17 protein-coding genes are annotated in these 20,295 nt (G+C 66.3%); 8 read left to right on the forward strand and 9 right to left on the reverse strand.

Translation table 11 applies throughout. From position 1 onward, the window contains the following. Positions 1–3 precede the first annotated feature (3 nt). From QX126_RS23055 to QX126_RS23070, 4 genes are all read right to left on the reverse strand, one after another. Positions 4–1,236, reverse strand: a complete 1,233-nt coding sequence (locus tag QX126_RS23055; protein ID WP_315783860.1) for a carboxylate-amine ligase — start codon at positions 1,234–1,236, stop codon at positions 4–6. A 20-nt stretch (positions 1,237–1,256) separates the two neighbouring features. Then, positions 1,257–3,029, reverse strand: a complete 1,773-nt coding sequence (locus QX126_RS23060; protein ID WP_315783862.1) for an N-acetylglutaminylglutamine amidotransferase — start codon at positions 3,027–3,029, stop codon at positions 1,257–1,259. 25 nt (positions 3,030–3,054) lie between these two features. Continuing rightward, entirely contained in the window at positions 3,055–3,882 is an 828-nt protein-coding gene (locus QX126_RS23065; protein WP_315783864.1) for a class II glutamine amidotransferase, read from the reverse strand. A gap of 586 nt (positions 3,883–4,468) precedes the next feature. After that, on the reverse strand, positions 4,469–5,350 hold the full coding sequence (locus QX126_RS23070) for a LysR family transcriptional regulator (protein ID WP_315734888.1): 882 nt from the start codon (positions 5,348–5,350) through the stop codon (positions 4,469–4,471). Positions 5,351–5,459: 109 nt separating this feature from the next. Between QX126_RS23070 and QX126_RS23075 the strand changes: the two genes are divergently transcribed. Both QX126_RS23075 and QX126_RS23080 read left to right on the forward strand, forming a co-directional pair. Further along, positions 5,460–5,879 (forward strand): CidA/LrgA family protein, encoded by a 420-nt coding sequence (locus tag QX126_RS23075; RefSeq protein ID WP_315753691.1) that lies wholly within the window; start codon positions 5,460–5,462, stop codon positions 5,877–5,879. Then, complete coding sequence (locus tag QX126_RS23080) at positions 5,854–6,564, forward strand: LrgB family protein (RefSeq protein ID WP_315775576.1); 711 nt, start codon at positions 5,854–5,856, stop codon at positions 6,562–6,564. The genes QX126_RS23075 and QX126_RS23080 overlap by 26 nt, the downstream gene beginning before the upstream one ends. An 11-nt stretch (positions 6,565–6,575) precedes the next feature. On the opposite strand, the gene QX126_RS23085 is transcribed toward QX126_RS23080, so the two are convergent. From QX126_RS23085 to QX126_RS23100, 4 genes are all read right to left on the reverse strand, one after another. Continuing rightward, the gene (locus QX126_RS23085; protein WP_315783866.1) at positions 6,576–7,400 is read right to left on the reverse strand and encodes a type 1 glutamine amidotransferase; all 825 of its coding nucleotides are present in this window, start codon (positions 7,398–7,400) and stop codon (positions 6,576–6,578) included. A gap of 23 nt (positions 7,401–7,423) precedes the next feature. Next, entirely contained in the window at positions 7,424–8,254 is an 831-nt protein-coding gene (locus tag QX126_RS23090; RefSeq protein ID WP_315783991.1) for a hypothetical protein, read from the reverse strand. 131 nt (positions 8,255–8,385) lie between these two features. Then, the gene (locus QX126_RS23095; protein WP_315783868.1) at positions 8,386–8,850 is read right to left on the reverse strand and encodes a hypothetical protein; all 465 of its coding nucleotides are present in this window, start codon (positions 8,848–8,850) and stop codon (positions 8,386–8,388) included. 148 nt (positions 8,851–8,998) lie between these two features. Beyond that, the gene (locus QX126_RS23100; protein ID WP_315783871.1) at positions 8,999–9,691 is read right to left on the reverse strand and encodes an HAD-IA family hydrolase; all 693 of its coding nucleotides are present in this window, start codon (positions 9,689–9,691) and stop codon (positions 8,999–9,001) included. 106 nt (positions 9,692–9,797) lie between these two features. Between QX126_RS23100 and QX126_RS23105 the strand changes: the two genes are divergently transcribed. The 5 genes from QX126_RS23105 (at position 9,798) to QX126_RS23125 (ending at position 17,619) form a co-directional block, all read left to right on the forward strand. Beyond that, entirely contained in the window at positions 9,798–10,472 is a 675-nt protein-coding gene (locus QX126_RS23105; protein WP_315783873.1) for a hypothetical protein, read from the forward strand. 132 nt (positions 10,473–10,604) lie between these two features. Continuing rightward, complete coding sequence (locus tag QX126_RS23110; RefSeq protein WP_315783875.1) at positions 10,605–12,629, forward strand: YgiQ family radical SAM protein; 2,025 nt, start codon at positions 10,605–10,607, stop codon at positions 12,627–12,629. A gap of 1,034 nt (positions 12,630–13,663) precedes the next feature. Beyond that, entirely contained in the window at positions 13,664–15,733 is a 2,070-nt protein-coding gene (locus QX126_RS23115; RefSeq protein ID WP_315783877.1) for an acyltransferase family protein, read from the forward strand. A 448-nt stretch (positions 15,734–16,181) separates the two neighbouring features. Then, complete coding sequence (locus QX126_RS23120; protein ID WP_315783879.1) at positions 16,182–17,369, forward strand: TCR/Tet family MFS transporter; 1,188 nt, start codon at positions 16,182–16,184, stop codon at positions 17,367–17,369. A 34-nt stretch (positions 17,370–17,403) separates the two neighbouring features. Then, positions 17,404–17,619, forward strand: a complete 216-nt coding sequence (locus tag QX126_RS23125) for a hypothetical protein (RefSeq protein ID WP_315783881.1) — start codon at positions 17,404–17,406, stop codon at positions 17,617–17,619. 216 nt (positions 17,620–17,835) lie between these two features. Here QX126_RS23125 and QX126_RS23130 read toward each other — a convergent pair whose 3' ends face one another. Beyond that, a complete protein-coding gene (locus tag QX126_RS23130; protein ID WP_315783883.1) occupies positions 17,836–19,074 on the reverse strand; it encodes an NF038122 family metalloprotease in 1,239 nt (412 codons plus the stop codon). A gap of 250 nt (positions 19,075–19,324) precedes the next feature. Between QX126_RS23130 and QX126_RS23135 the strand changes: the two genes are divergently transcribed. Then, positions 19,325–20,275: an aldo/keto reductase gene (locus tag QX126_RS23135; protein ID WP_315783885.1), complete on the forward strand. Its 951-nt coding sequence runs from the start codon at positions 19,325–19,327 to the stop codon at positions 20,273–20,275. The last annotated feature ends 20 nt before the right edge of the window (positions 20,276–20,295 follow it).

The following is a 20,295-nucleotide window of genomic DNA, read 5'->3' on the forward strand; positions in this document are numbered from 1 at the left end:
GCGTCATTGCGCCGGCTCGACCGGTGCCTGTGAGCGCGGCGGCTCGGCGCGCGACACCGTCGCCGCCTCGATCCAGCGCGTCACGGCCGACAACTGTCCGCCGGACTCGCGATAGGCCTGCAGCTGATAGTCGGCCGAGCTGCCGAACTGCATGATGATGCGGCAGTGCTCGACCTCGGCGAGACATCCCAGAGCCTCCGCATGCGGTGCGACATCCGCGATCATGCGGTTGAGGATCTCCTGGCCCGTCACGGGACCGTCCTCGGTCACGAACAGACAGTCGGTGCCATAGCGCTGCGCCCGCCACTTGTTCTCGACCGCGATCGCGCGCTCGACATTGCCGACGGTCTCCGCAAGATCGGGATTGAGATAGAGGTAGCGTGCCAAAGCGCGATAGAGCGAGGCAATCGCCACGGCGTCATCCACCGACGTGCAGACGTCGGGCGCACGCAACTCCAAGGTCGGATGCCGCAGCGACGGCCGCATCGCCCACCAGACATGACTCTCGTCCGGCATCACGCCGGACTTCGTCAGCGCCGCGACATAGCGATCATATTGCTGCTTCGAGGTGAACAGCTCGGGCAGGCCGCTGCGCGGCAGCTCGTCATAGGCGGCAAGCCGATAGCCCTTCAGGCCCGTCTCGCGCGAATTCCAGAACGGCGAGGACGCAGATAGCGCGACGAACACCGGGATATGCGGGATCATCGCCCGCATGACCGCGAACCGCCGCTCGGGGTCCGGCAATTGGACGTGCACGTGCATGCCGCACAGCATGTTACGCTGGCCGACGATCCGAAGGTCCTCCATCATCTCCGCGTAGCGCGGCTTGGGACTCGGCTGTGAGCTGCGCCACCTCGCGGTCGGATGCGTGGAGCAGGCCAGGATCGTCAGGCCATACTGACTCGCCACGCTGGCAACCTCGCGCCGCAGGAACTTCATCTCCTCGCGCGCGTCGCCGACATCGACATGGACGTTGGTGGCGACCTCGAGCTGCGCCTGCAGCATCTCGCGCATGGCCTGCCCGCCGGTCGACCAGTTGGCGGCCTCGAACAGATCGTCGGGCGTGCGGATCGCGACATCGCGCGTCTGCGCATCGACGAGAAAGTACTCCTCCTCGATGCCGAACGAATATTCCGTGACTTCCTCGCTGCCGGTGGCCGAGCGGATCACCAGACGACGCTCGTCATCGCTCAGGCCAAGCCGCAGCTTCTCCAAGATGCGTGGATCCAATCCCATGTGATCAATCCTGTCAGACGTCAAATGCCGTGCGTCTGCAGCCATGCCTCGAGCAGGGCCGCCTGCCACAGCCGCGAATGTCCCTTGGGGCTCATCTCGGCTTCGGGGTTTTGCAACATGTGGTCGATAAAGTCGCGCTGGTAGAGGCCGCGTGCGCGCGCCTTCTCGTCGTTGAGAACGTCGCGGACATAGTCGAGGAACGGGCCGCGCAGATAGCGCAGCGACGGCACCGGAAAGTATCCCTTGGGGCGGTCGATCACCTCCGCCGGCACGCAGCGGCGTGCCGCCTCCTTGAGAATGTGCTTGCCGCCGTTCTTCACCTTCAGCTCGGCGGGCATGCGCGCGGCGAGCTCCACCACGTCGTGATCGAGGAACGGCACGCGGGCCTCCAGCCCGAACGCCATCGTCATGTTGTCGACCCGCTTCACGGGGTCGTCGACCAGCATGATCTCGGTGTCGATCTGCAGCACCTTGTCCGCCGCCGAGGCGCCGGCATGATCTCCGAAGAAGCGCTCCACGAATGCCAGGCTCACGTCGTCGCCGAGCAACTCCGGCGCCAGCAGCCGCTGCAGATCCGAATGCGTCCAGTCGAAATAGGCATTCTGATATTGCTGAACGGGATCGTTGGCCGAGAGGAAGCCTGGATACCAGCTGTAGCCACCGAACACCTCGTCGGCGCCCTGCCCGCTCTGCACCACCTTGACGCGCTTGGCGACCTCCGACGACAAGAGATGGAACGCGACCGCGTCGTGGCTGACCATCGGCTCAGACATGGCGGCGATGGCATGGGGCAAGGCGTCGAGCGCGCGGTTGCCGCCGATCCTGATCTGCTCGTGGTTGGTGCCGAACGTCCGTGCAATGATGTCGGAGTAGCGGAATTCATCGCCGGTGTGCTTGCCCACCGCGTCGAAGCCGATCGAGAAGGTGCGGATGTCCTCGTGTCCCAGCTTGGACAGCAGCGCGACCAGCAGCGACGAATCCAGCCCGCCCGACAACAGCACACCGACGGGCACGTCAGCGACACGGCGACGGTCCACCGCCGATGTCATCGCGTCCAGCAATGCATCCGACCATTCTTCCTGACTCATGGCGCGATCGGATGGACGCGGCGCGCCGACGCTGAACTGCCAGTAGCGTTCGCGGCGCTGCGCTCCATCGGGCTCGATCGTCAGCAACGTCGCCGGCTCGAGCTTCTTCACGCCATTGAGGATCGTACGCGGCGCCGGAACGGCGGCGTGAAAGCTGAAGAAATGATGCAGCGCCGTTCGGTCGATCGAGGTGTCGACATCACCACCGGCGAGCAGCGCCGGCAGGGACGAGGCAAAGCGGAGGAAGCCCGGCCCCTCGGTGTAGTACAGCGGCTTGATGCCGAGACGGTCGCGCGCGATCACGACGCGCCCGCTGTCGCGCTCCCACAGCGCGAAGGCGAACATGCCCTTGAAGCGCTGAACACAGGTCTTGCCCCAGGCATGATAGGCCTTGAGGATCACCTCGGTATCGCCGTCGGAGAAGAAGCGATAGCCCTTCGCCTGCAGCTCGGCGCGCAGCTCGCGGAAATTATAGATGCACCCATTGAACACGATGCCGAGGCCGAGCGCGGCATCGATCATCGGCTGCTGCGCGGCGGCTGATAGATCGAGAATGCTGAGACGACGGTGGCCGAGCGCGATTCCGCCCTGCACGTAGAGGCCGGCGGCGTCGGGACCGCGCGCCTGCATCGCATCGTTGACTCGGCCGAGCGCCGCGAGCGCGGGCTGTCCGGAAGTCCTGACTTCACCACAAATGCCGCACATCGCGGATCATCCAGTTTCTGTTGTGTTATGTGCCGCCGACAACCCTCTGTGATCGTTTGCGTTCCGCGACGAAACCGGCAGAGTCCGAGGCAAATAGCGGAACGATTTCGGCGGGTCTGGACGCGCGCGCGACCAGCACGTGATCGGGCGGAACCTCGATCCAGTCCGGCTCCTTGTCAAAAGGCTCGGAGACGGCGATCACTTGATCGCCATCTTCCCGGTAGTAGAGCGAGTTGGCGCGATCATTCTCAGCGAAGCGAAACGCGTAGAGATCGTGGCCGTTCGACAGGGCGGACGTGAAGCGCAGATGCTCACGCAGGCCGTCCTCGTTGACCAGCTGGCGGAGCGCGCGTAGCACGTTCGATGTCGCACCGATCGGGTCCTGATCGATGCCGGCGCCGACGATGGCGAGGAACACGGCTTCGGAATCGGTGGTGCCGAGCCGCGAAGGATACAGCGCGTCCGGAATCATAGCCTCGATCTTGCGGCGCAGCCTGTTCCAGCACCCGACGAAGCCGTTGTGCATGAACAGCCAGCGGCCGCAGGCAAACGGATGGCAGTTCTGACGGGTCACGGCCGTGCCGGTCGCGGCGCGCACATGCGCGAAGAACAGATGTGAATGCAGGTGCCGGCACAGATAGCGGAGATTCTCATCGGACCACGCCGGACGTGTCTCGCGATACAGGCCGGGCTCGGGATGATCGCCGTACCAACCGAGACCGAAACCATCGCCATTTGTGCCTGCGGTGGATTCCAGCGCGCGGATGCTCTGCGTCACCAGCGAGTGTTCCGGCTCGGTCACATAGTGCTCGAAGGCGGTCGTCTCACCGCGGTACGCGATCCAGCGGCACATCCTTGCCCTCCGGTTCAATCAATGAGCGCGCGGCACGCCTGCGCGTGTCACGTTCTTTCGGAGCAGGCGGAAACGCGTCAAAGCACCCCTGGTTCCCGCGCACTCAGTCACGCACGGGACGTCAGCCTGTGGGACTGGGATTGGCGTCGCCCGGCTCCGGCAACATGCCAGTGCCGGGAGTCTTGTCCTTGTCGGTCAGGTCGGGCCGCGCATGTGGGCCAGCCGAAGGCATGCTTTCCGGGCCTGGCCGCTTCGCCGCCGGAGCATCCGCGTCGCGCAGCTCCCTGCGATCTCGCGATTTGCGATCTGGGTGCTCGTGATCTTCCTCACTCATCGATTGTCCTCTCGCGCAGATCAACGAGTCAGCGCGCGAAGGCAACCTTCGTCAGCTCTTGCCGTTCCCGTCCGCACGTCCGAGATCGCCTCTCCGGGCTCCGCTTTCGCGTCGTTGCGACAGGTGCTCGATCATTGCGAGTTGTGCGTAGAGCTCAGGTCCTCGCCAATCGTCATGGCGACACCGTCATGGCGACACCGACCGTCTCGCCGCACGTTCCTCGCAGATGAAGCGACATCGCCGCACTCATGCTCACGCCTCGCCGCGCTCGCGCACCAACCGGAGCCACGCCGCCGCGGCCGGCGACAGATAGGCGCCACGACGCCAGGCCATCGCCAACGTCCATTCGGTGCCGGGCTCGTCGAGCAGGACGAGACTGATCGGCACCTGCGTGCGCTGGGTCGCGATCATGCGCGGCAGGAAGGCGACCCCGAGACCGGCACCGGCGAGCTCGGCAATGAAATCGATCTGCGTGCTGCGTGCAGCAACCACCGGCTCGAAGCCATTGCGGCGGCAGGCCTCGCGGAGGATACGGTTGAGCGCGAAGCCGGCTTCGAACAGCACGAACGGCGTGTCGCGGAGCTCGGCGAGCGTGATCGTTTTGCGGCGGGCCAGCGAATGATTGACAGAGACGAGCGCCATCAGCGGCTCGCGGCGCACGATCTGCGCGGCAAACTCATCGGCGATGGGCGGCAGCAGGCCGGCAAAATCGATGTCGCCTGCAGCCAGCAATTCGCTGAGCCGGTCGCTGCCGTGCTCCACCAGGCGGATCTCGATCTCGGGATAGAGCTGGCGGTAGAGCGCGAACAACGGCGCGAAAAGCGTGCTCGACCCGATCGGCGGCAGGCCGAGGCGCAGCACGCCGCGCTTCAGGCCGCGCAGTTCGGCAAGCTCTGCCTGCAGGTCGTCGCGCTCCGCCAGCAGCCGGATCGCGCGGCGATAGACGATCTCGCCGGCCGCGGTCATGCGGCTCTTGTGGCCGAGCCGGTCCAGAAGGGGTAGGCCGAGCTCGTCCTCGAGCTGCTTGACGGCCTTGCTGACGGTCGACTGGGTCGCAAACACCACCTTGGCAGCCTGCGAGAAGCCGCCTTGGCGGACGACCTCGACGAAGGTCCTGAGGGTTCGAAGTTCCATAATCAGGCTCAGTATTCGATTTTTGACTTGATATCATTCATTCAATTCGCTTTCTACATGTTGCGATGCGGCATACCTTGATCGCGCAATCACTTTCGGACGCCGCCACATGATGCATCGCAGCATTTCCATTGGGGTTCATCGCCTGCTCCGCCGCAACCGGCTGGTGCAGATCGGTCTGCTCGGCCTGTTCTGGGCTGCCGGCGAGGCGCTGGCCCGGGCGACCGGCCTGCCGCTGCCAGGCGGCATCATCGGAATGGCGCTGGCGCTCACTCTGGTCCTGGCAGGCGGATTGAAGGTCGCCAGCATCAAGCGCGGCGCAAATTGGATGCTGGCCGAGATGCTGCTGTTCTTCGTGCCGGCGGTGCTGGCGCTGCTCGACCATCGCGAACTGTTCGGCCTGCTCGGCCTGAAGATCTTCGCCTTGATCGTCGTCAGCACCACCGCCGTGATGTGCGTGACCGCGCTCACCGTCGACCTCTGCTACCGTTGGACCGAGCGTCATGACCCTCGCCGCGCTGTGGCGTGAGCCGCTGATCCAGGCGGCGGTCTGGTCGCTCGCGACGATCCTGCTCTATCTGCTGGCGAAGCGCGTGCACCGGCGCTGGCCGCGCTGGTGGCTGATGCCGCTGGCGGTGGCGCCCGCGCTGCTGATGATCGCGGCGCTCGCGCTCAACGTCTCCTATCGCGACTACATCCGCGGCACGCATTGGCTGGTGGCGCTGCTCGGCCCGGCCACCGTCGCCTTCGCCGTGCCGATCTATGAGCAACGCGCGCTGATCCGCCGCCGCTGGCCGCTGCTGTTGGCCGGCATGGTCGCGGGCAGCCTCACCGCGGTGGCGACCAGTTGGGCACTGGCCTATGTCCTCGGCATCGATGGCGAGCTGCGTCTGAGCCTGTTGCCACGCTCGATGAGCACGCCGTTCGCGATGGAAGTCTCAGGCGAGATCGGCGGCATCCCCGATCTCACGGCCGTGTTCGTCGTGCTCACCGGCATCATCGGCGCCGCCGTCGGCGACGTCGTGCTGGCGCGGCTGCCACTGCGCTCGACGCTCGCCAGAGGCGCGCTGTTCGGCGTCGGCGCGCATGGTGCGGGCACCGCGCGCGCCCACCAGATCGGGCGCGAGGAAGGCGCGATCGCCGGCCTCGTGATGGTGCTGGTCGGGCTGATGAACGTGGCGCTGGCGCCGCTCATCATTCAGTTCATGCGGTAGCGTTCTGAGCGTCACGCGAGCGAGGCGATCCAGTTGCTGATCTCGGCCTGCCGGACCCCGTCATTCGCGACGTCCTGGTCGAGCCCGAGCCGCCACAGAATGTCGCGCCGGGCGCGGTCATGATGCAGGGCGGCGAGATCGGCTGCGTAGCGCTCGAGCTCCGCCGGATCGACGAAGAAGCCCTCCTCGACCAGCGGCTGGCCGATGCGGCGAATCACCCAGGCAACGTCCTGCAGGCTGAATTCCGGATGATATTGGACGCCCCAGAACCGGCCGTGGCCGCTGCGGATCTCCGCGGCCTGCACCTCGCTCATGGCATTGTGCGCGGTGACCGTCGCATCCGACGGCAGCCGGGTGACGATGTCGCTGTGAATCGCCGGTGCATCGAACACGGCGCCCCGCGCCGCATGCATCGGGTGATCGCGGCCCGCCTCCGTCAGCGTGATCTTGCGCGCAAAGCCGACCTCGCGGCCGGCCGGATTGAGCGACACCTCGCCGCCGGCCGCCACGGTTGCGAGCTGGAGTCCCCAGCATGAGCCGAACATCGGCACGCCCCGCGCGAAGATCGTCCGCACCAGCTCGATCTGGCGCAGCGCTTCCGGCTCGCGCTGATAGATATTGAGCGCCGATCCCGTGATGACGATGCCCTGATAGGCCTCGATCGGCTGCGGCAGGCGCGCATCGGCATCGGCGGGCGTGGCGATGTCAATCGCCGCGTCCGGCGCCAGCGCGCGCAGCACGGCCGCGTAGCTCTCCGACGGCGTGGCGCCGGCGACCTCGGCCCAGCGGCGCCGGCCGTCCAGCGAGTTGCCTTCGAGCACGAGCAGTCTCAGCACTCGTCAATCCTCCGCCCGCCCGATCAGGGCTCCAGCACGCCGCGCAGGAATCGAGCGCTCCGCTCGCGCACCTCCGGCCGGTTCAGGATCGTGTGCACGTCGGCATCGATCACCATCACCTCCGCCTTCGCATCGTCTTTGAGCGCGGCGGCGCAGGAGCCGGTGACGGCGCGGTCCTTGTTCCAGGGATTGGCAGCCGAGAAATACGGATCGCGCGCCGAAATCGCGTTCAGCACCGGCTCCTTTGGGCCGATGCCGAGCCTGGGCGCGGTGACGAAGTAGTTGTCCTCGCACGACCACGAATAGATCAGCCGCGCCGCCACATCCTTGCCGGCGTAGCGGCCGACCGCCACCGCGCCCTCGCTGGTGCCTGCCAGCACAATCCGCAGCCGGTCCACCCAGCTCCAATCGCGCGACGCCTTCAGCGCGTTCTCCAGTTCGGCCAGCCGCAACGCGTGGACGCGCTCATAGATCGCGACGTCGACCGGCGAGGCGTAGGTCAGCCGATCGGGAATCGCGAGGCTGTCGGGCGCCACCGACGCCACGCCGAGCTCATCGGCGAGCCAGGCCTGGAACTCCTTCACCGCCGGCGCGACGCCGCTCGACCCGTGCATCACGATCACGAGCGGCGCGATCCCGATCACGTCGGGCGCGTCCTCCGCATGCCCCTCCCAGCGCCGTCCGCCGACGAGCGCCGCCGGCAACACCACATGGGCCAGGCTCCAGGTCAGCGCGAGATTCGCCGACGACGGCTCCAGCACCGTGCCCCTGGTCTCGCCGGGCGTGTCGGCGGCGAGGGCGGCGGTCGCGCAGAGAAAGGCGACCGCCATCAGCAGTGCACGCGCCACGAACATGATCGATCCGTCCTCCTGCGAGGCGAGCACAGCGAGCCTGGCGCGCACCGTCCGTTTCAATCACGGCATCGGGCTGCGGACAAGCAAGGTGCGACGGACAGAGCATGCAGGGCACGCATGCGGTGACGCGATCAGCGCGCGCGCAGCCGCCGGCGCTGGGCGCGTGGCGTGTCCATCGACCGGACGTGATGGCGAGGCGTGGCCGCAGCGCAGAAGATCGCATTGGGCGCGGCGGCCGGTACGGCGGCGGCCTCGCGCGCTCCTCCGCAGCCGCCGACGACGCGAAGCCGCGGCACAACCGGCGACATGTCCCGCAAGCTCTCCTGCCGTACGCTCCCATCGCTCGGGATCTCCACGGGAGAGAGAGCCAGCAGCGTCGCCCGCAAGCCGCGAAGGATGGCGGCCATTGCGCGCAACGGCCGCGCCCAGCGAAACCGCCGGGCCGACCGCTTGGCGCGGCCCTCGGCGCGCTTGGCTCGCCCGGCTCCGCTGCCGCGCCGGCCGCGCTGACTGGACGCGGATCCCTCTTCATCGACCTGCAGCATCGGCCGGAACGACAGTTCCGAGGGACCAGCCGCGATCAACAACTTGCGCATGCGTCTCACCTTGATCTCGTGACGGCCAACCCGACGGCCGCGTTCGTCGAGACCATCGCGCAAGGACGGTGACCGCAAGCTGTTGCCCGATGTCAGCGACATGTCAGCTCCGCCGCCGGCGGTATCGTCGCCGGAAGCGGGTCATGGCTCACATTCTCTCTCCCAGCCGCGCCATCACCAGATCGAGCACGTCGGCCTCGTCGAACGCCGCCGCGGTGAGCGCCGCGCCCGCCGCGATCAGCTCGTCGTGACCAAGGTTGGTGCGCATGCCGACGGTGGCGATGCCGGCCGCCGTCGCCGCCGCGATGCCGGCGCGGGAATCCTCGAAGGCGACCGACCTTTCCGGCACGGCATCGATCGCACGCAGGCCTTCCAGATAGGGCAGCGGGTGCGGCTTGCCGTGCGGCAGCTCGTCGCCGATGATCACGGCGCGAAACCGGTCCATCAGCCCGAGCCCGTGCAGGATCAGCTCGGCATTGGCCCGCGGCGCGTTGGTCACGGCCACCGCCGGAATCGCCGCCGCCGCGGCCCGATCGAGCAGCGCCGTCAGGCCCGGCAGCGGCTGCACCGCGCCGGCGGCGAGGCTGCGAAACACCTCCTCCTTCTGCGCCATGACCGCCGCGCGCCGCTCGGGCGCCTCATCCGGCAGAAATTGGGCGGAGATCGACAGATTGGAGCGGCCGAGCAGTTCGCGTGCCGCCCGCGCGCGGTCGAACACGTGGCCATACGGCCCGAACACCGCGTTGAAGGCTTGCAGATGCAGCGCATCGGTGTCGGCGAGCGTGCCGTCGATGTCGAACAGCAAAGCCCGCCCCTTATTGATAACGCCTCGCATCAGCAAATTGACCTCAACTCATCCGGATGTTGACGCGATCTGATCCAACTCTCGACCATTCCGCCTGTCGTTATTCCCCAAACGGCGTGAAACCGCGACGGGGGAAATTGCGATGATCGGCCAGTTGAGCGCATTGCCTGTTTTGACATCGTCGAGGCTCGGAGCGGTCGCCGCGCTGGTCTCCGTCATCTGCATTGCCGCGCCCGGCGCCGCGCAGGCCGGATCCGCCAACGGCGACATGGTCAACGGCCAGTACTGCAACGATCTCTGCAAGGCCTATATGGCCTGGTCCAACCGCATGCTGGCCGTCACCCAGCCGGCGTCCTATTCGCGGCCTCAGGTGCGGGTCGCGGTGCCGCAGAGCATGACGCCCAAGAAAATGGACAAGGCCGAGAAGCCGGACCGGATGGCGCAGCACGGACCGAAGCCGCATCGGCCGGCCAACCTGAACTCCTTCGCCCAGCTGCCCTCCGGCAGCCAGGCCGCGCAGTCTTCGATGGAGCCGCCGCCGAGCGACCCCGCCGCGTCCGACGCGCCGGCGACAGGTCGGCTGTTCGCCGCCGACCCGCTGCCCCACTCCGCCATCGCCGACATGCGCCGCGCGACCGACGCCGCCGGCCTGCGGCTGGTGTCGATGACCGAGCCCGTCACGGTCGGCGAGGCCGGCGGCAGCCCGCGCTCGAAGATGCCCTCGATCTGGATCATGCTCGCGGCAGCCGCGCTGCTGGCCTATTTCGGGCACGGCTGGCTCAAGCGCCGCAACGGCGCGTCGCATCACCTCAACTGAGACGGCAGGAACTGCGACGTCAGATCGCCCGCGCAACGCCGCGGGAACCATTCCGGACAAATTGACCACCTGCCCTCGTCTGCGACCGGGGCTTCGGTTGAACTCGCAGCGCCGCGGCTCTATGCGTGGGCGATGAACATCGCCCTCACCGCTCCACCGCTGAGTTCCTGGCCGCGCCATCGCGCGGACCTGAAGCCTGCGCCGTTCCTGCCGATGAGCCGCAAGGAGATGGACGCGCTCGGCTGGGATGCCTGCGACATCGTGCTGGTGACCGGCGACGCCTATGTCGACCATCCTTCCTTCGGCATGGCGATCATCGGCCGGCTGCTCGAGGCCCAGGGCTTTCGCGTCGGCATCATCTCGCAGCCCGACTGGCACTCCGCCGAGCCGTTCAAGGCGCTCGGTAGGCCGCGCGTGTTCTTCGGCGTCACCGGCGGCAACATGGACTCCATGGTCAACCGCTACACCGCCGACCGCCGCATCCGCAGCGACGACGCCTATACGCCCAATGGCGAAGGCGGCAGGCGGCCGGACCGCTGCACGCTGGTCTATGCGCAACGCTGCCGCGAGGCGTTCAAGGACGTGCCGGTCGTGCTCGGCGGCATCGAGGCGTCGCTGCGCCGCATCGCGCATTACGACTACTGGTCCGACAAGGTTCGCCGTTCGGTGCTGGCCGACGCAAAGGCCGACATCCTGATCTACGGCAATGCCGAACGCGCCGTGATCGAGGTCGCGCACCGGATCGCCGGCGGCGAAGCGCCGAAGGACATCCAGTCGGTGCGCGGCACCGCGCTGTTCCGGAAAGTGCCCGAGGGCTTTGTCGAGCTGCATGCCGACGATCTCGACTCCGCCGACGAAGGCGCTGCGCGCGAGAAGGGCGACGTCGTGGTCCGGCTGCCGTCCTGCGAGCAGGTCGAGGCCGACAAGGAAGCCTATGCCCGCGCCTCGCGCGTGCTGCACCGAGAGAGCAATCCGGGCAATGCGCGTCCCCTGGTGCAGCGTCATGGCGACCGCGACCTCTGGCTCAACCCGCCGCCGATCCCGCTGACCATGGCGGAGATGGATAGCGTCTACGATCTGCCCTATGCCCGCGCGCCGCATCCGTCCTATGGCGACGCCAAGATCCCGGCCTGGGACATGATCAAGTTCTCGGTGACGATCATGCGCGGCTGCTTCGGCGGCTGCACCTTCTGCTCGATCACCGAGCATGAGGGCCGCATCATCCAGAGCCGTTCGGAAGGCTCGATCCTGCAGGAAATCGAGCGCATCAGGGACAAGACGCCGGGCTTCACCGGCGTGATCTCCGACATCGGCGGCCCGACCGCCAACATGTACCGGATGGCCTGCAAGGACCCCAAGGTCGAAGCCGCCTGCCGCCGGCCGTCCTGCGTGTTCCCCGAGATCTGCCCGAACCTCAACACCTCGCATGACGACCTCATCCGGCTCTATCGCAAGGTGCGCGAGGTCAAGGGCGTGAAGCGCGTGATGGTCGCCTCCGGCGTGCGCTACGACCTCGCGGTCGAGAGCCCGGCCTACATCAAGGAGCTGGTCACGCATCACGTCGGCGGCTATCTCAAGATCGCGCCGGAGCATACCGAGCGCGGCCCGCTCGACAAGATGATGAAGCCGGGCATCGGCAGCTATGACCGCTTCAAGCAGATGTTCGACGCCGCCGCCAAGGAGGCCGGCAAGAAGTACTACCTGATCCCGTATTTCATCGCCGCCCATCCCGGCACCAGCGACGAGGACATGATGAACCTCGCGCTGTGGCTCAAGCGCAACCGCTACCGCGCCGATCAGGTCCAGACCTTCCTGCCATCGCCGATGGCGACCGCAACGGCGATGTACCACACCGGCGTCAACCCGCTGCGCGGCGTCCGCCATGGTGGCAGCGACAAGGTCGAAGCCATCAAGGGCCTGCGGCAGCGAAGGCTGCACAAGGCATTCCTGCGCTATCACGATCCGGACAATTGGCCGGTGCTGCGCGATGCGCTCAGGGCGATGGGCCGTGCCGATCTGATCGGCTCGCGTCCCGAGCAATTGGTGCCGGCGCATCAGCCGCCGGGCACCGGCAAGGCCGCAACGACACGGCGGCCGGTGCGCCCGGAGCAGCGACCGCAGCGTTTCACGACGAAGGGTGTGCGGATCAGGAAGTAGTCCGCGCTGGACGACCTCCGATCTCGGCGTCAAGGGCAAGCCCGCGCCCCACACTCCCCCGTCGTCCCGGACGAGCGCGCATCGCGCGCGAAGATCCGGGATCCATAACCACAGGGAGACGTGTTGGGCACATCCTGAGCCGCCAGCGTGCCTCACACATCCGCCGGTGGTGATGGGTCCCGGCTCAAGGCCGGGACGACACTGAGTGTGTCGCATGGCCGTTCCACCTCACAGGCGTGATGAGCATCGCGAGCGCGACGTATCCACGCCCACGCACCACATCCACTACACGATTTTTCCAAACAGCACGCCGCAGCCCCGCGGCGCAGATCGCGCCCAGGTCATGCTGCCGACATCGCCCTCGAGAAACGAGAGGGCGCGGGGAAGACCGGACCTCGACTGAGGTCCGTGGCCCGCCTGCGGAAAAAAATGCAGGCGGCAGGTACCACGGTTCAGCCGGACGACCCGGCCTTCCCCGCGCGCTGGCTTTAACGGCTGCTTCGCGATCTCCCTGGGGACCGGGCTGTCTTGCCCCCATCACCGGCGAGACGCGTCTCCGCATCATCAACCGGCTTGACCTCAGCATCGGGAGGCCAGGACCACGCGACTTGACCGTACGCACCGGGTTCATTCGTCGGCCCGCTTGCGCAGAGCCCCGAACCCGACACGTCCAACGCTCCCCGCTGCTACGCTCCGTGACGATCGGCCGAAACGCCCCTCTTCATCGCGAGCGGGATGGCCGAGAGGATCGTCGCGATTTGCCCGACGATGCAAGCCGAACGACGTGCGACAAACTGGCTCGACGGGCAATCTGCGCATGACGGGGATGCGGGAATTGCCCGTCGGGCCGACAGAGAACTGATGAGCACGGACGTGCCGACGTTCGCCACCGATGGCGACCACCTCCTCACGACGCTCATTCATGATTGCGTTTGCCCCGCACTGTCCGCCATTATTGTGCAAGAGACATTTCGCGAGTTTGATTGCAGCCAAGACGATTGGAAGCCGAACGTTCTTTTGGGGAGAGAGCGCACATGCACGCGCCAGTGGCCGGCTCGAAACCGGTTCCCGTGGTCGGCACGGCCTACAGGCCGGATATCGACGGACTTAGAGCTGTCGCTGTCATCTCTGTCGTCATGTTCCACGCCTTTCCGCATGTGCTTCGCGGCGGATTCATCGGAGTCGACATCTTCTTCGTCATATCCGGGTTCTTGATCACCACGATCATCGTTGCGGATCTGGCGAAGGGATCATTTCGTCTTCGGACCTTCTACGCTCGTCGCGTCAAGCGCATCTTCCCTGCGCTCATCGTGGTTCTTCTCGCCGCCCTCCTGCTCGGATGCATTGTTCTGTACACCGACGAATACAAGGAGCTGGGCAAGCAAGTTGCGGCGAGCGCCGGATTTGCCGCGAACCTGCTGTTCTGGAAGGAGGCCAACTATTTCGACCTGGCCGCGGAAACGAAGCCGCTGCTTCACCTATGGTCGCTGGGCATCGAAGAGCAATATTACATCCTCTGGCCGGTGCTGCTGTGGCTGTGCTGGCGGACGAGGAAGCGCACCTTGCCGTACCTCGTGGGGCTGCTGCTCATCGGGTCATTTCTGCTGAACATCAAAGCCATGAGCACCAGCCCGACCGAGGCCTTCTACTCCCCGCTTACGCGCGCATGGGAGCTGTTTGCAGGCGGCCTGCTGGCGATAGCGTCGTCCCCATACACCCGGCCGCTCTTCGGCGCTGTCCCTGACACGGGGCATCGATCACCCATTTCCGATCGGCTCGCGGCGTCGGGAATAGTCCTGTTGGCGGCGAGCCTGATCCTGATTTCGAGAAGTACTCCATTTCCCGGGTGGGCAGCCCTGCTGCCTGTCGCAGCGACCTGCATGCTCGTCGGCGCCGGACCGTATAGCTGGGTCGCCCGACACGTTCTTTCGCATCCTTTCCTGGTCGGAATCGGGCTGATCAGCTACCCGCTTTATCTCTGGCATTGGCCTCTGCTCGTCCTTACTCGCGCCTGGATGGGCGAGGCAGGCTCCGCACCGCTTCGATCCGGCGTCATCGCGCTAAGCGCCGGTTTGGCCTGGGTCACCTATCGATTTCTGGAACGTCCGATCCGGTTTGGGCAATCGCCCTTGCGGTCGGTCCCACTGCTCTGCGGTGCCTCGGCGACGCTCGCAGGAATCGGCTCCCTGACCATGACCTACGGCTGGACCTTCAAGCCGGGCGATCTGAACAGCTACGCAGCCTATTTCGACTCATTCCGCACGGGCGTGTCGCCGGCTCGGGAAGAGCTGGTGGAGATCAACCAGAACCAATGCAACTTCTACAACTTCGAGAGTGCGCTTCCCACGCGCGTCCCTCGGGACAGCATCAGCCCGGACTGCTACACCAGCCACTCTCGCAGAACGGTGCTGCTCTGGGGCGACTCTCATTCGGCGCATCTCTTCCACGGCTTACGGAAGACGCTTCCGTCCGATACGTCCCTGCTGCTCGTTTATGCGTCGGGGTGCCGTCCACACCCAATCGATCTGACCCGACTGACGACCGACTACTGCGAGATGTCCAACTCCTTTGCGCTGTCGACAATCAAAAAGGTCGCTCCTGATGTCGTGGTCATCTCATTCAACAACTCCTTCGATACGGAGTACCTGCGCGAGGTATCTCGGGACATCAAACGGATCGGCGTGAAACGGGTGATCGTGCTCGGACTGGCGCCTCATTGGGAGCCGCTCCTCTTCAAGGTGGTCATGCAGCACTATTGGCAGTTCACACCGGCACGAATCTCGACGCACCTCGACCAGCATGCGCTTGGCATCGACAAGGCGTTTCGAAACGAGCTCCAGGCCAACGAACCGTTCGAGTACCAAAGCCTTTATGATTTCTTCTGCAATCGAGAAGGCTGCCTCATCTATCTCGATCGCAACCGGCGCGAGGGTCTCGTGAGCTTCGATAATGCGCACCTGCGACCGCTTGCGTCCCTCTACCTCGCCGAGCACCTGCTCACCCCGTTGATCCAACGCGACGTCCAGCCGCCGACGACGCGTGACGACACGCAGCCGCATGGTGGCAGGACGGGGACTCTCGATGACCGGCCAGGAGTGCAGTGAAGATACGGCGCATTGCTGGGCGAATCACGAGACGTCCCGCGCAGCCCATCCACGTCCGCCTGCCATCGCCCGACCTGTCCGCTCAAACCGCCCGTGGCTTGTTCACCGTCTCGATGCGATCGAGAATCTTGCCGAGATCGCGCCTCGCGATCTGGCGTCGTAGTCGGTCTGCAGATTGAGCCAGAGCTCCGGCGATGTATCGATGAATATGCATTGAATGCACCGATCGTCGTTCGGAAAAAGCGGCTTGCGCCGCCCGATCTCGGCGTGTAGACGGCGCCTGTCGCGAAAAGCGGTCGTTGCCTGCGGCCGAGTACAAGCCGTCCATCTGCCTTTTGGCATGGACCGGCCCAGCGTCTCCCACACATCGATCGCCTGACAGATCGTCAGGCTCCAGCGAGCGGTCGCGCTTGTTTGCGCCATCGGTTCGCGTGGACCGGAGCGCGCCATGACCAGGGCTGTTGCCGTCATCTATCTCACCATCGTGCTCGATGCCGTCGGCATCGGGCTGATCTTTCCGATCCTGCCGTCGCTGCTGCACGACGTGACCCACGCCGGCGACGTGGCGTTCCTTCTCGGCGTCATGACGGCGCTCTACGCCGCGATGCAGTTCATCTGCGCCCCGGTGCTGGGCTCGCTGAGCGATCGGCTCGGCCGGCGCCCGCTGCTGCTGGTCTCGCTGGCCGGCGCCATCGTCAACTACCTGTTCCTGGCGGCTGCGCCCGATCTCTGGATGCTCCTGCTCGGCCGCGCCATCGCCGGCGTCACCAGCGCCAACGTCTCGGTGGCCACGGCCTACATCACCGACATCTCGCGCGAGGACGAGCGGGCCCGCCGCTTCGGGCTCCTCAATGCGATGTTCGGCATGGGATTCATCATCGGGCCCGTGCTCGGCGGCGCGCTCGGCGACCATTGGCTGCGGCTGCCGTTCGTCGTGGCGGCGGCCTTGAACGGATGCAACGTCCTGCTGGCGTTGCTGATGCTGCCGGAATCGCGACCACCGGACCCTGGCAAGATCGAGATCGCAGTTCTGAACCCGCTGCGGCCACTGCGCTGGGTGTTCGCCGTCAAGAGCCTGCTGCCGGTCGTGCTCCTCTTCTTCCTGTTCAGCGCGACCGGCGAGGCCTATGGCGTCTGCTGGGCGCTGTGGGGCGGCGACACCTTCCACTGGAGCGGTCTTTGGATCGGCCTGTCGCTCGGCACCTTCGGTGTGTGCCAGATGCTGGCCCAAATATTCCTTCCCGGTCCGGCCGTGAGATTGCTGACCGAGCGCGGCGCCATCCTGACCGGAGTGACCTGTGTCTGCATGGCCCTCACCGCCATGGCGTTCGCCAACCAGAGCTGGATGGTGTTTGGCGCCATGCCGCTGTTCGCGCTCGGCGGCATGGGCATGCCGGCCCTGCAGTCGATCGCCACCCGGCAGGTGGACGCACATTTGCAGGGTCAGTTCCAGGGCGTGCTCGCCGCCACGGTCAGCCTCGCCTCGATCGTTGCGCCGCTCGGCTTCTCGAGCCTGTACTTCGCCGTCAGGGACGAATGGCCCGGGGCGATCTGGCTGTCGGTCGTCGCCATCTACGCGATCGCCATTCCCGTCGTTGTCACGCTGCGCCCGGCCAAGCCGGCGTCTGCGCCCTGATCGGAACGATCGCCGTCGCCGCCCGTTGGCCCGCATGCCTGAGATCGAACTCGCAAAGCCGCTCGTTCGAGCGATGCAGATCTATCGTCGCGTGGCCAGACACGATCTGGACCAGGGGACGCGGCGCGCGCTGGCGCGGCACATGCGCGGGATGGCCGATCAGGGCGTGCATGATCCCGGCCGGCTGACCGTCTGCGGTTTGAGCTATTTGCGTCAACTCAACCGACAACGCGACCGCGAGCGATCCTGACCTGTCGCGTCGGACACATGGCGATTGATCGTGAGCGGACCGCACCTCCGATCCGCCCGATCGCTTGGCTACATCACGCCTTTCAGTTCAGGCGAGTGCGACGGAGATGGCCGGGGCAAGCCCGGCCATGACGACGATGAAATGGCGGGTATGACTTAGATCGACTACGCGATGACCGTCTCGCGCCCAATCAATCCTCTGCTGGTAGCGACCGCCTCAGTTCGCACTGATCGCGTGCAGATGCATCGCGAGCATCATCGGATCGTGGTGCGGCTCGGCTGAATAGGACGCATAGGCCGTTGCGTGGTCATGGTTCGCGCCGGCATCGGTGCCATTCAGCGCAGCAGCGTCGGCCTGGGCATTCGCCAGCACCTGCGCGGCGCCGGCGGCATCACCCAGCTTGGTGAGGCTGGCGGCCGTCTCGGCGGCCACGGCGGAGGCGATCGCGACGGCCTGCTGCGGCGTCTGCACCGGTGCGGCGACCCCGGCGGCGTGCGGGATCTGGGCGAGCAGCGCCTGCGTGTCTGGGGTCGAGATATTGTAGCCGAGCGTCTCCAGCACCACGAGATCGATCGGCGACAGCGTCTGCGACGTGGTGGGATTGTAGAACTCGTTCAAGGGATCGCGGGCGCCCTGGATGCCGGTGTTGAGGAAGTCGGCCGGGTCCGACATCTGGCCGTAATCGGCGATCTTGGTGAGCCCGCCGTCGAGCGAGAAATAGGCCGGCGGCGCCGAGCTGATGCTGTTGTTGATCAGATGCTGTCCCGGCTTGGTGAAGTCGAACAGGTCGAAGATGTCGAGATTGCCCGGCGACGGCACGCGTCCCAGCGCATGCGACAGCTCGTGCAGTGCGACGCCGACCAGCGACTGCGTCGGGATGTCGGTGTTGAAGACGGCGAAGCCGTCCTCCGTCGTCGTGCTGTTTGGATCGATGAGCCCGAGCACCTTGGCCTGGGCGTTGGCGACGAACACCTGGGAATGGCCCTGCACTGCCCGCCCCGTCGGCAGGTTGTCGAACACCGTGTCGCCAGCCGCCGCGTGGTCCTGCAGATCGGTTCGGAGCTGCGCGTAGTTGGCGAGGACGCCATTGGAGACATTGGCGCCGGCGCCGCCGCCGGTGCCGGCGAAATCGATCGCGAGGTTGACGGTGGCCTGATCGGTGATCGCCGAGGACAGAATCGCCGCAGCCTGCTCGACGCCGGCGCGGAAGCTTTCAGGCGCGGCAGCAGCGGCGGCATCGAAGGTGAGGTTGAAGGTGAGTCCGCCGGTATGAACCGAGACGGTCTCGGAGCCGTCGGCATGCACCACCGGATCCGACACCGCGCCGGGCGGCAGCACGACAGGCGAGGCGGCCGCAGCCATATTGGTCGTCGTGTTCTTCGCCGTCGCGGCCGGATCGGGCATCATGAGGCCATCTGAGCTCAGCCCGAGCTGGTCATAGGTCAGCGTGTTCATCAGACGGACTCCTCACTCATGGCCTCGAGTCTCCAGCTGCGAGGCGTTCGCAGGCTGCGACCATCATCGGCAAGTGAGTGAAAAGTCTGACGCTGCCGGACCCACTTCGGGGCAGCCGCGCCACGGTTTGGATGCGGCCGGGCGGGCCCGCCATGCTCCTGCCGCGCTGGTCTCGCGCAACGAATGACGGCAATCTGCAGCAGGCGTCCGCGACGGATGCAGCCAACATCATTCAGATCGAGAGCCTCCCATGAAGATGCGCCCGCTCGGCCGTTCCGGCCTCAACGTTCCGCCCCTCTGCTTCGGCTGCAACGTGTTCGGCTGGACGGTGGACGAGGCGGCCTCGTTCCGCCTGCTCGACAAGGTGCTGGAGTCCGGGATCAACTTCCTCGACACGGCGGACGTCTATTCGCGCTGGGTGCCCGGCCACAGCGGCGGCGAGTCCGAGACCATCATCGGCAAGTGGATGAAGCTGCGCGGCAACCGCGATCGCATCATCCTCGCCACCAAGGTCGGCATGGACATGGGCGATGGCAAGGTCGGGCTGAAGGCCGACTACATCGCGCGCGCGGTGGAGGACAGCCTGCGCCGGCTGCAGACCGACGTCATCGATCTCTATCAGTCGCACAAGGACGACGAGACGACGCCGCAGGAGGAAACGCTGGCGGCCTATGACAGGCTGATCAAGGCCGGCAAGGTGCGGGTGATCGGCGCCTCGAACTTCTCGGCGGAGCGGCTGCAGGCCGCGCTCGAGCTGTCGGCGAAGAGCGGCTTGCCGCGCTATGAGAGCCTGCAGCCGGAATACAGCCTCGCCGAGCGCGCATCCTACGAAGGCGCGCTGCAACGCGTCTGCGAGAACTACGGCGTCGGCGTCATCACCTTCTTCTCGCTGGCCGCCGGCTTCCTCACCGGCAAGTATCGCTCGGAGGCCGATTTCGGCAAGAGCCCGCGCGGACAGCGCGGCATCCCGAAATACATGAACGAGCGCGGCATGCGCATCCTCGCCGCGCTGGACGCGGTCGCAAGGGAGACCGGAGCGCAGCAGGCCTCGATCGCGCTGGCGTGGCTGCTGGCGAAGCCGTCGGTGACGGCGCCGATCGCCAGCGCCACCAGGCCCGAGCACGTCGACACCCTGGTGGCGGCGACGCAGCTCGCGCTGACCGCGGATCAGGTCGCGCGGCTCGACGCGGCCAGCGCGTGAGCGCCGGCGCGCGGCGCCAT

This window comes from Bradyrhizobium sp. SZCCHNPS1003 (assembly GCF_032381555.1).
Lineage (GTDB): Bacteria > Pseudomonadota > Alphaproteobacteria > Rhizobiales > Xanthobacteraceae > Bradyrhizobium.

What these genes read in the sequence shown, in the direction of transcription:
- QX126_RS23055 (WP_315783860.1), bottom strand. Translation starts at nt 1,236, where the DNA reads ATGGGATTGGATCCACGCATCTTGGAGAAGCTGCGGCTTGGCCTGAGC.
- QX126_RS23060 (WP_315783862.1), bottom strand. Translation starts at nt 3,029, where the DNA reads ATGTGCGGCATTTGTGGTGAAGTCAGGACTTCCGGACAGCCCGCGCTC.
- QX126_RS23065 (WP_315783864.1), bottom strand. Translation starts at nt 3,882, where the DNA reads ATGTGCCGCTGGATCGCGTACCGCGGTGAGACGACCGCCTTCGAGCAC.
- QX126_RS23070 (WP_315734888.1), bottom strand. Translation starts at nt 5,350, where the DNA reads ATGGAACTTCGAACCCTCAGGACCTTCGTCGAGGTCGTCCGCCAAGGC.
- QX126_RS23075 (WP_315753691.1), top strand. Translation starts at nt 5,460, where the DNA reads ATGATGCATCGCAGCATTTCCATTGGGGTTCATCGCCTGCTCCGCCGC.
- QX126_RS23080 (WP_315775576.1), top strand. Translation starts at nt 5,854, where the DNA reads ATGACCCTCGCCGCGCTGTGGCGTGAGCCGCTGATCCAGGCGGCGGTC.
- QX126_RS23090 (WP_315783991.1), bottom strand. Translation starts at nt 8,254, where the DNA reads ATGTTCGTGGCGCGTGCACTGCTGATGGCGGTCGCCTTTCTCTGCGCG.
- QX126_RS23095 (WP_315783868.1), bottom strand. Translation starts at nt 8,850, where the DNA reads ATGCGCAAGTTGTTGATCGCGGCTGGTCCCTCGGAACTGTCGTTCCGG.
- QX126_RS23105 (WP_315783873.1), top strand. Translation starts at nt 9,798, where the DNA reads ATGATCGGCCAGTTGAGCGCATTGCCTGTTTTGACATCGTCGAGGCTC.
- QX126_RS23110 (WP_315783875.1), top strand. Translation starts at nt 10,605, where the DNA reads ATGAACATCGCCCTCACCGCTCCACCGCTGAGTTCCTGGCCGCGCCAT.
- QX126_RS23115 (WP_315783877.1), top strand. Translation starts at nt 13,664, where the DNA reads ATGCACGCGCCAGTGGCCGGCTCGAAACCGGTTCCCGTGGTCGGCACG.
- QX126_RS23120 (WP_315783879.1), top strand. Translation starts at nt 16,182, where the DNA reads ATGACCAGGGCTGTTGCCGTCATCTATCTCACCATCGTGCTCGATGCC.
- QX126_RS23125 (WP_315783881.1), top strand. Translation starts at nt 17,404, where the DNA reads ATGCCTGAGATCGAACTCGCAAAGCCGCTCGTTCGAGCGATGCAGATC.
- QX126_RS23130 (WP_315783883.1), bottom strand. Translation starts at nt 19,074, where the DNA reads ATGAACACGCTGACCTATGACCAGCTCGGGCTGAGCTCAGATGGCCTC.
- QX126_RS23135 (WP_315783885.1), top strand. Translation starts at nt 19,325, where the DNA reads ATGAAGATGCGCCCGCTCGGCCGTTCCGGCCTCAACGTTCCGCCCCTC.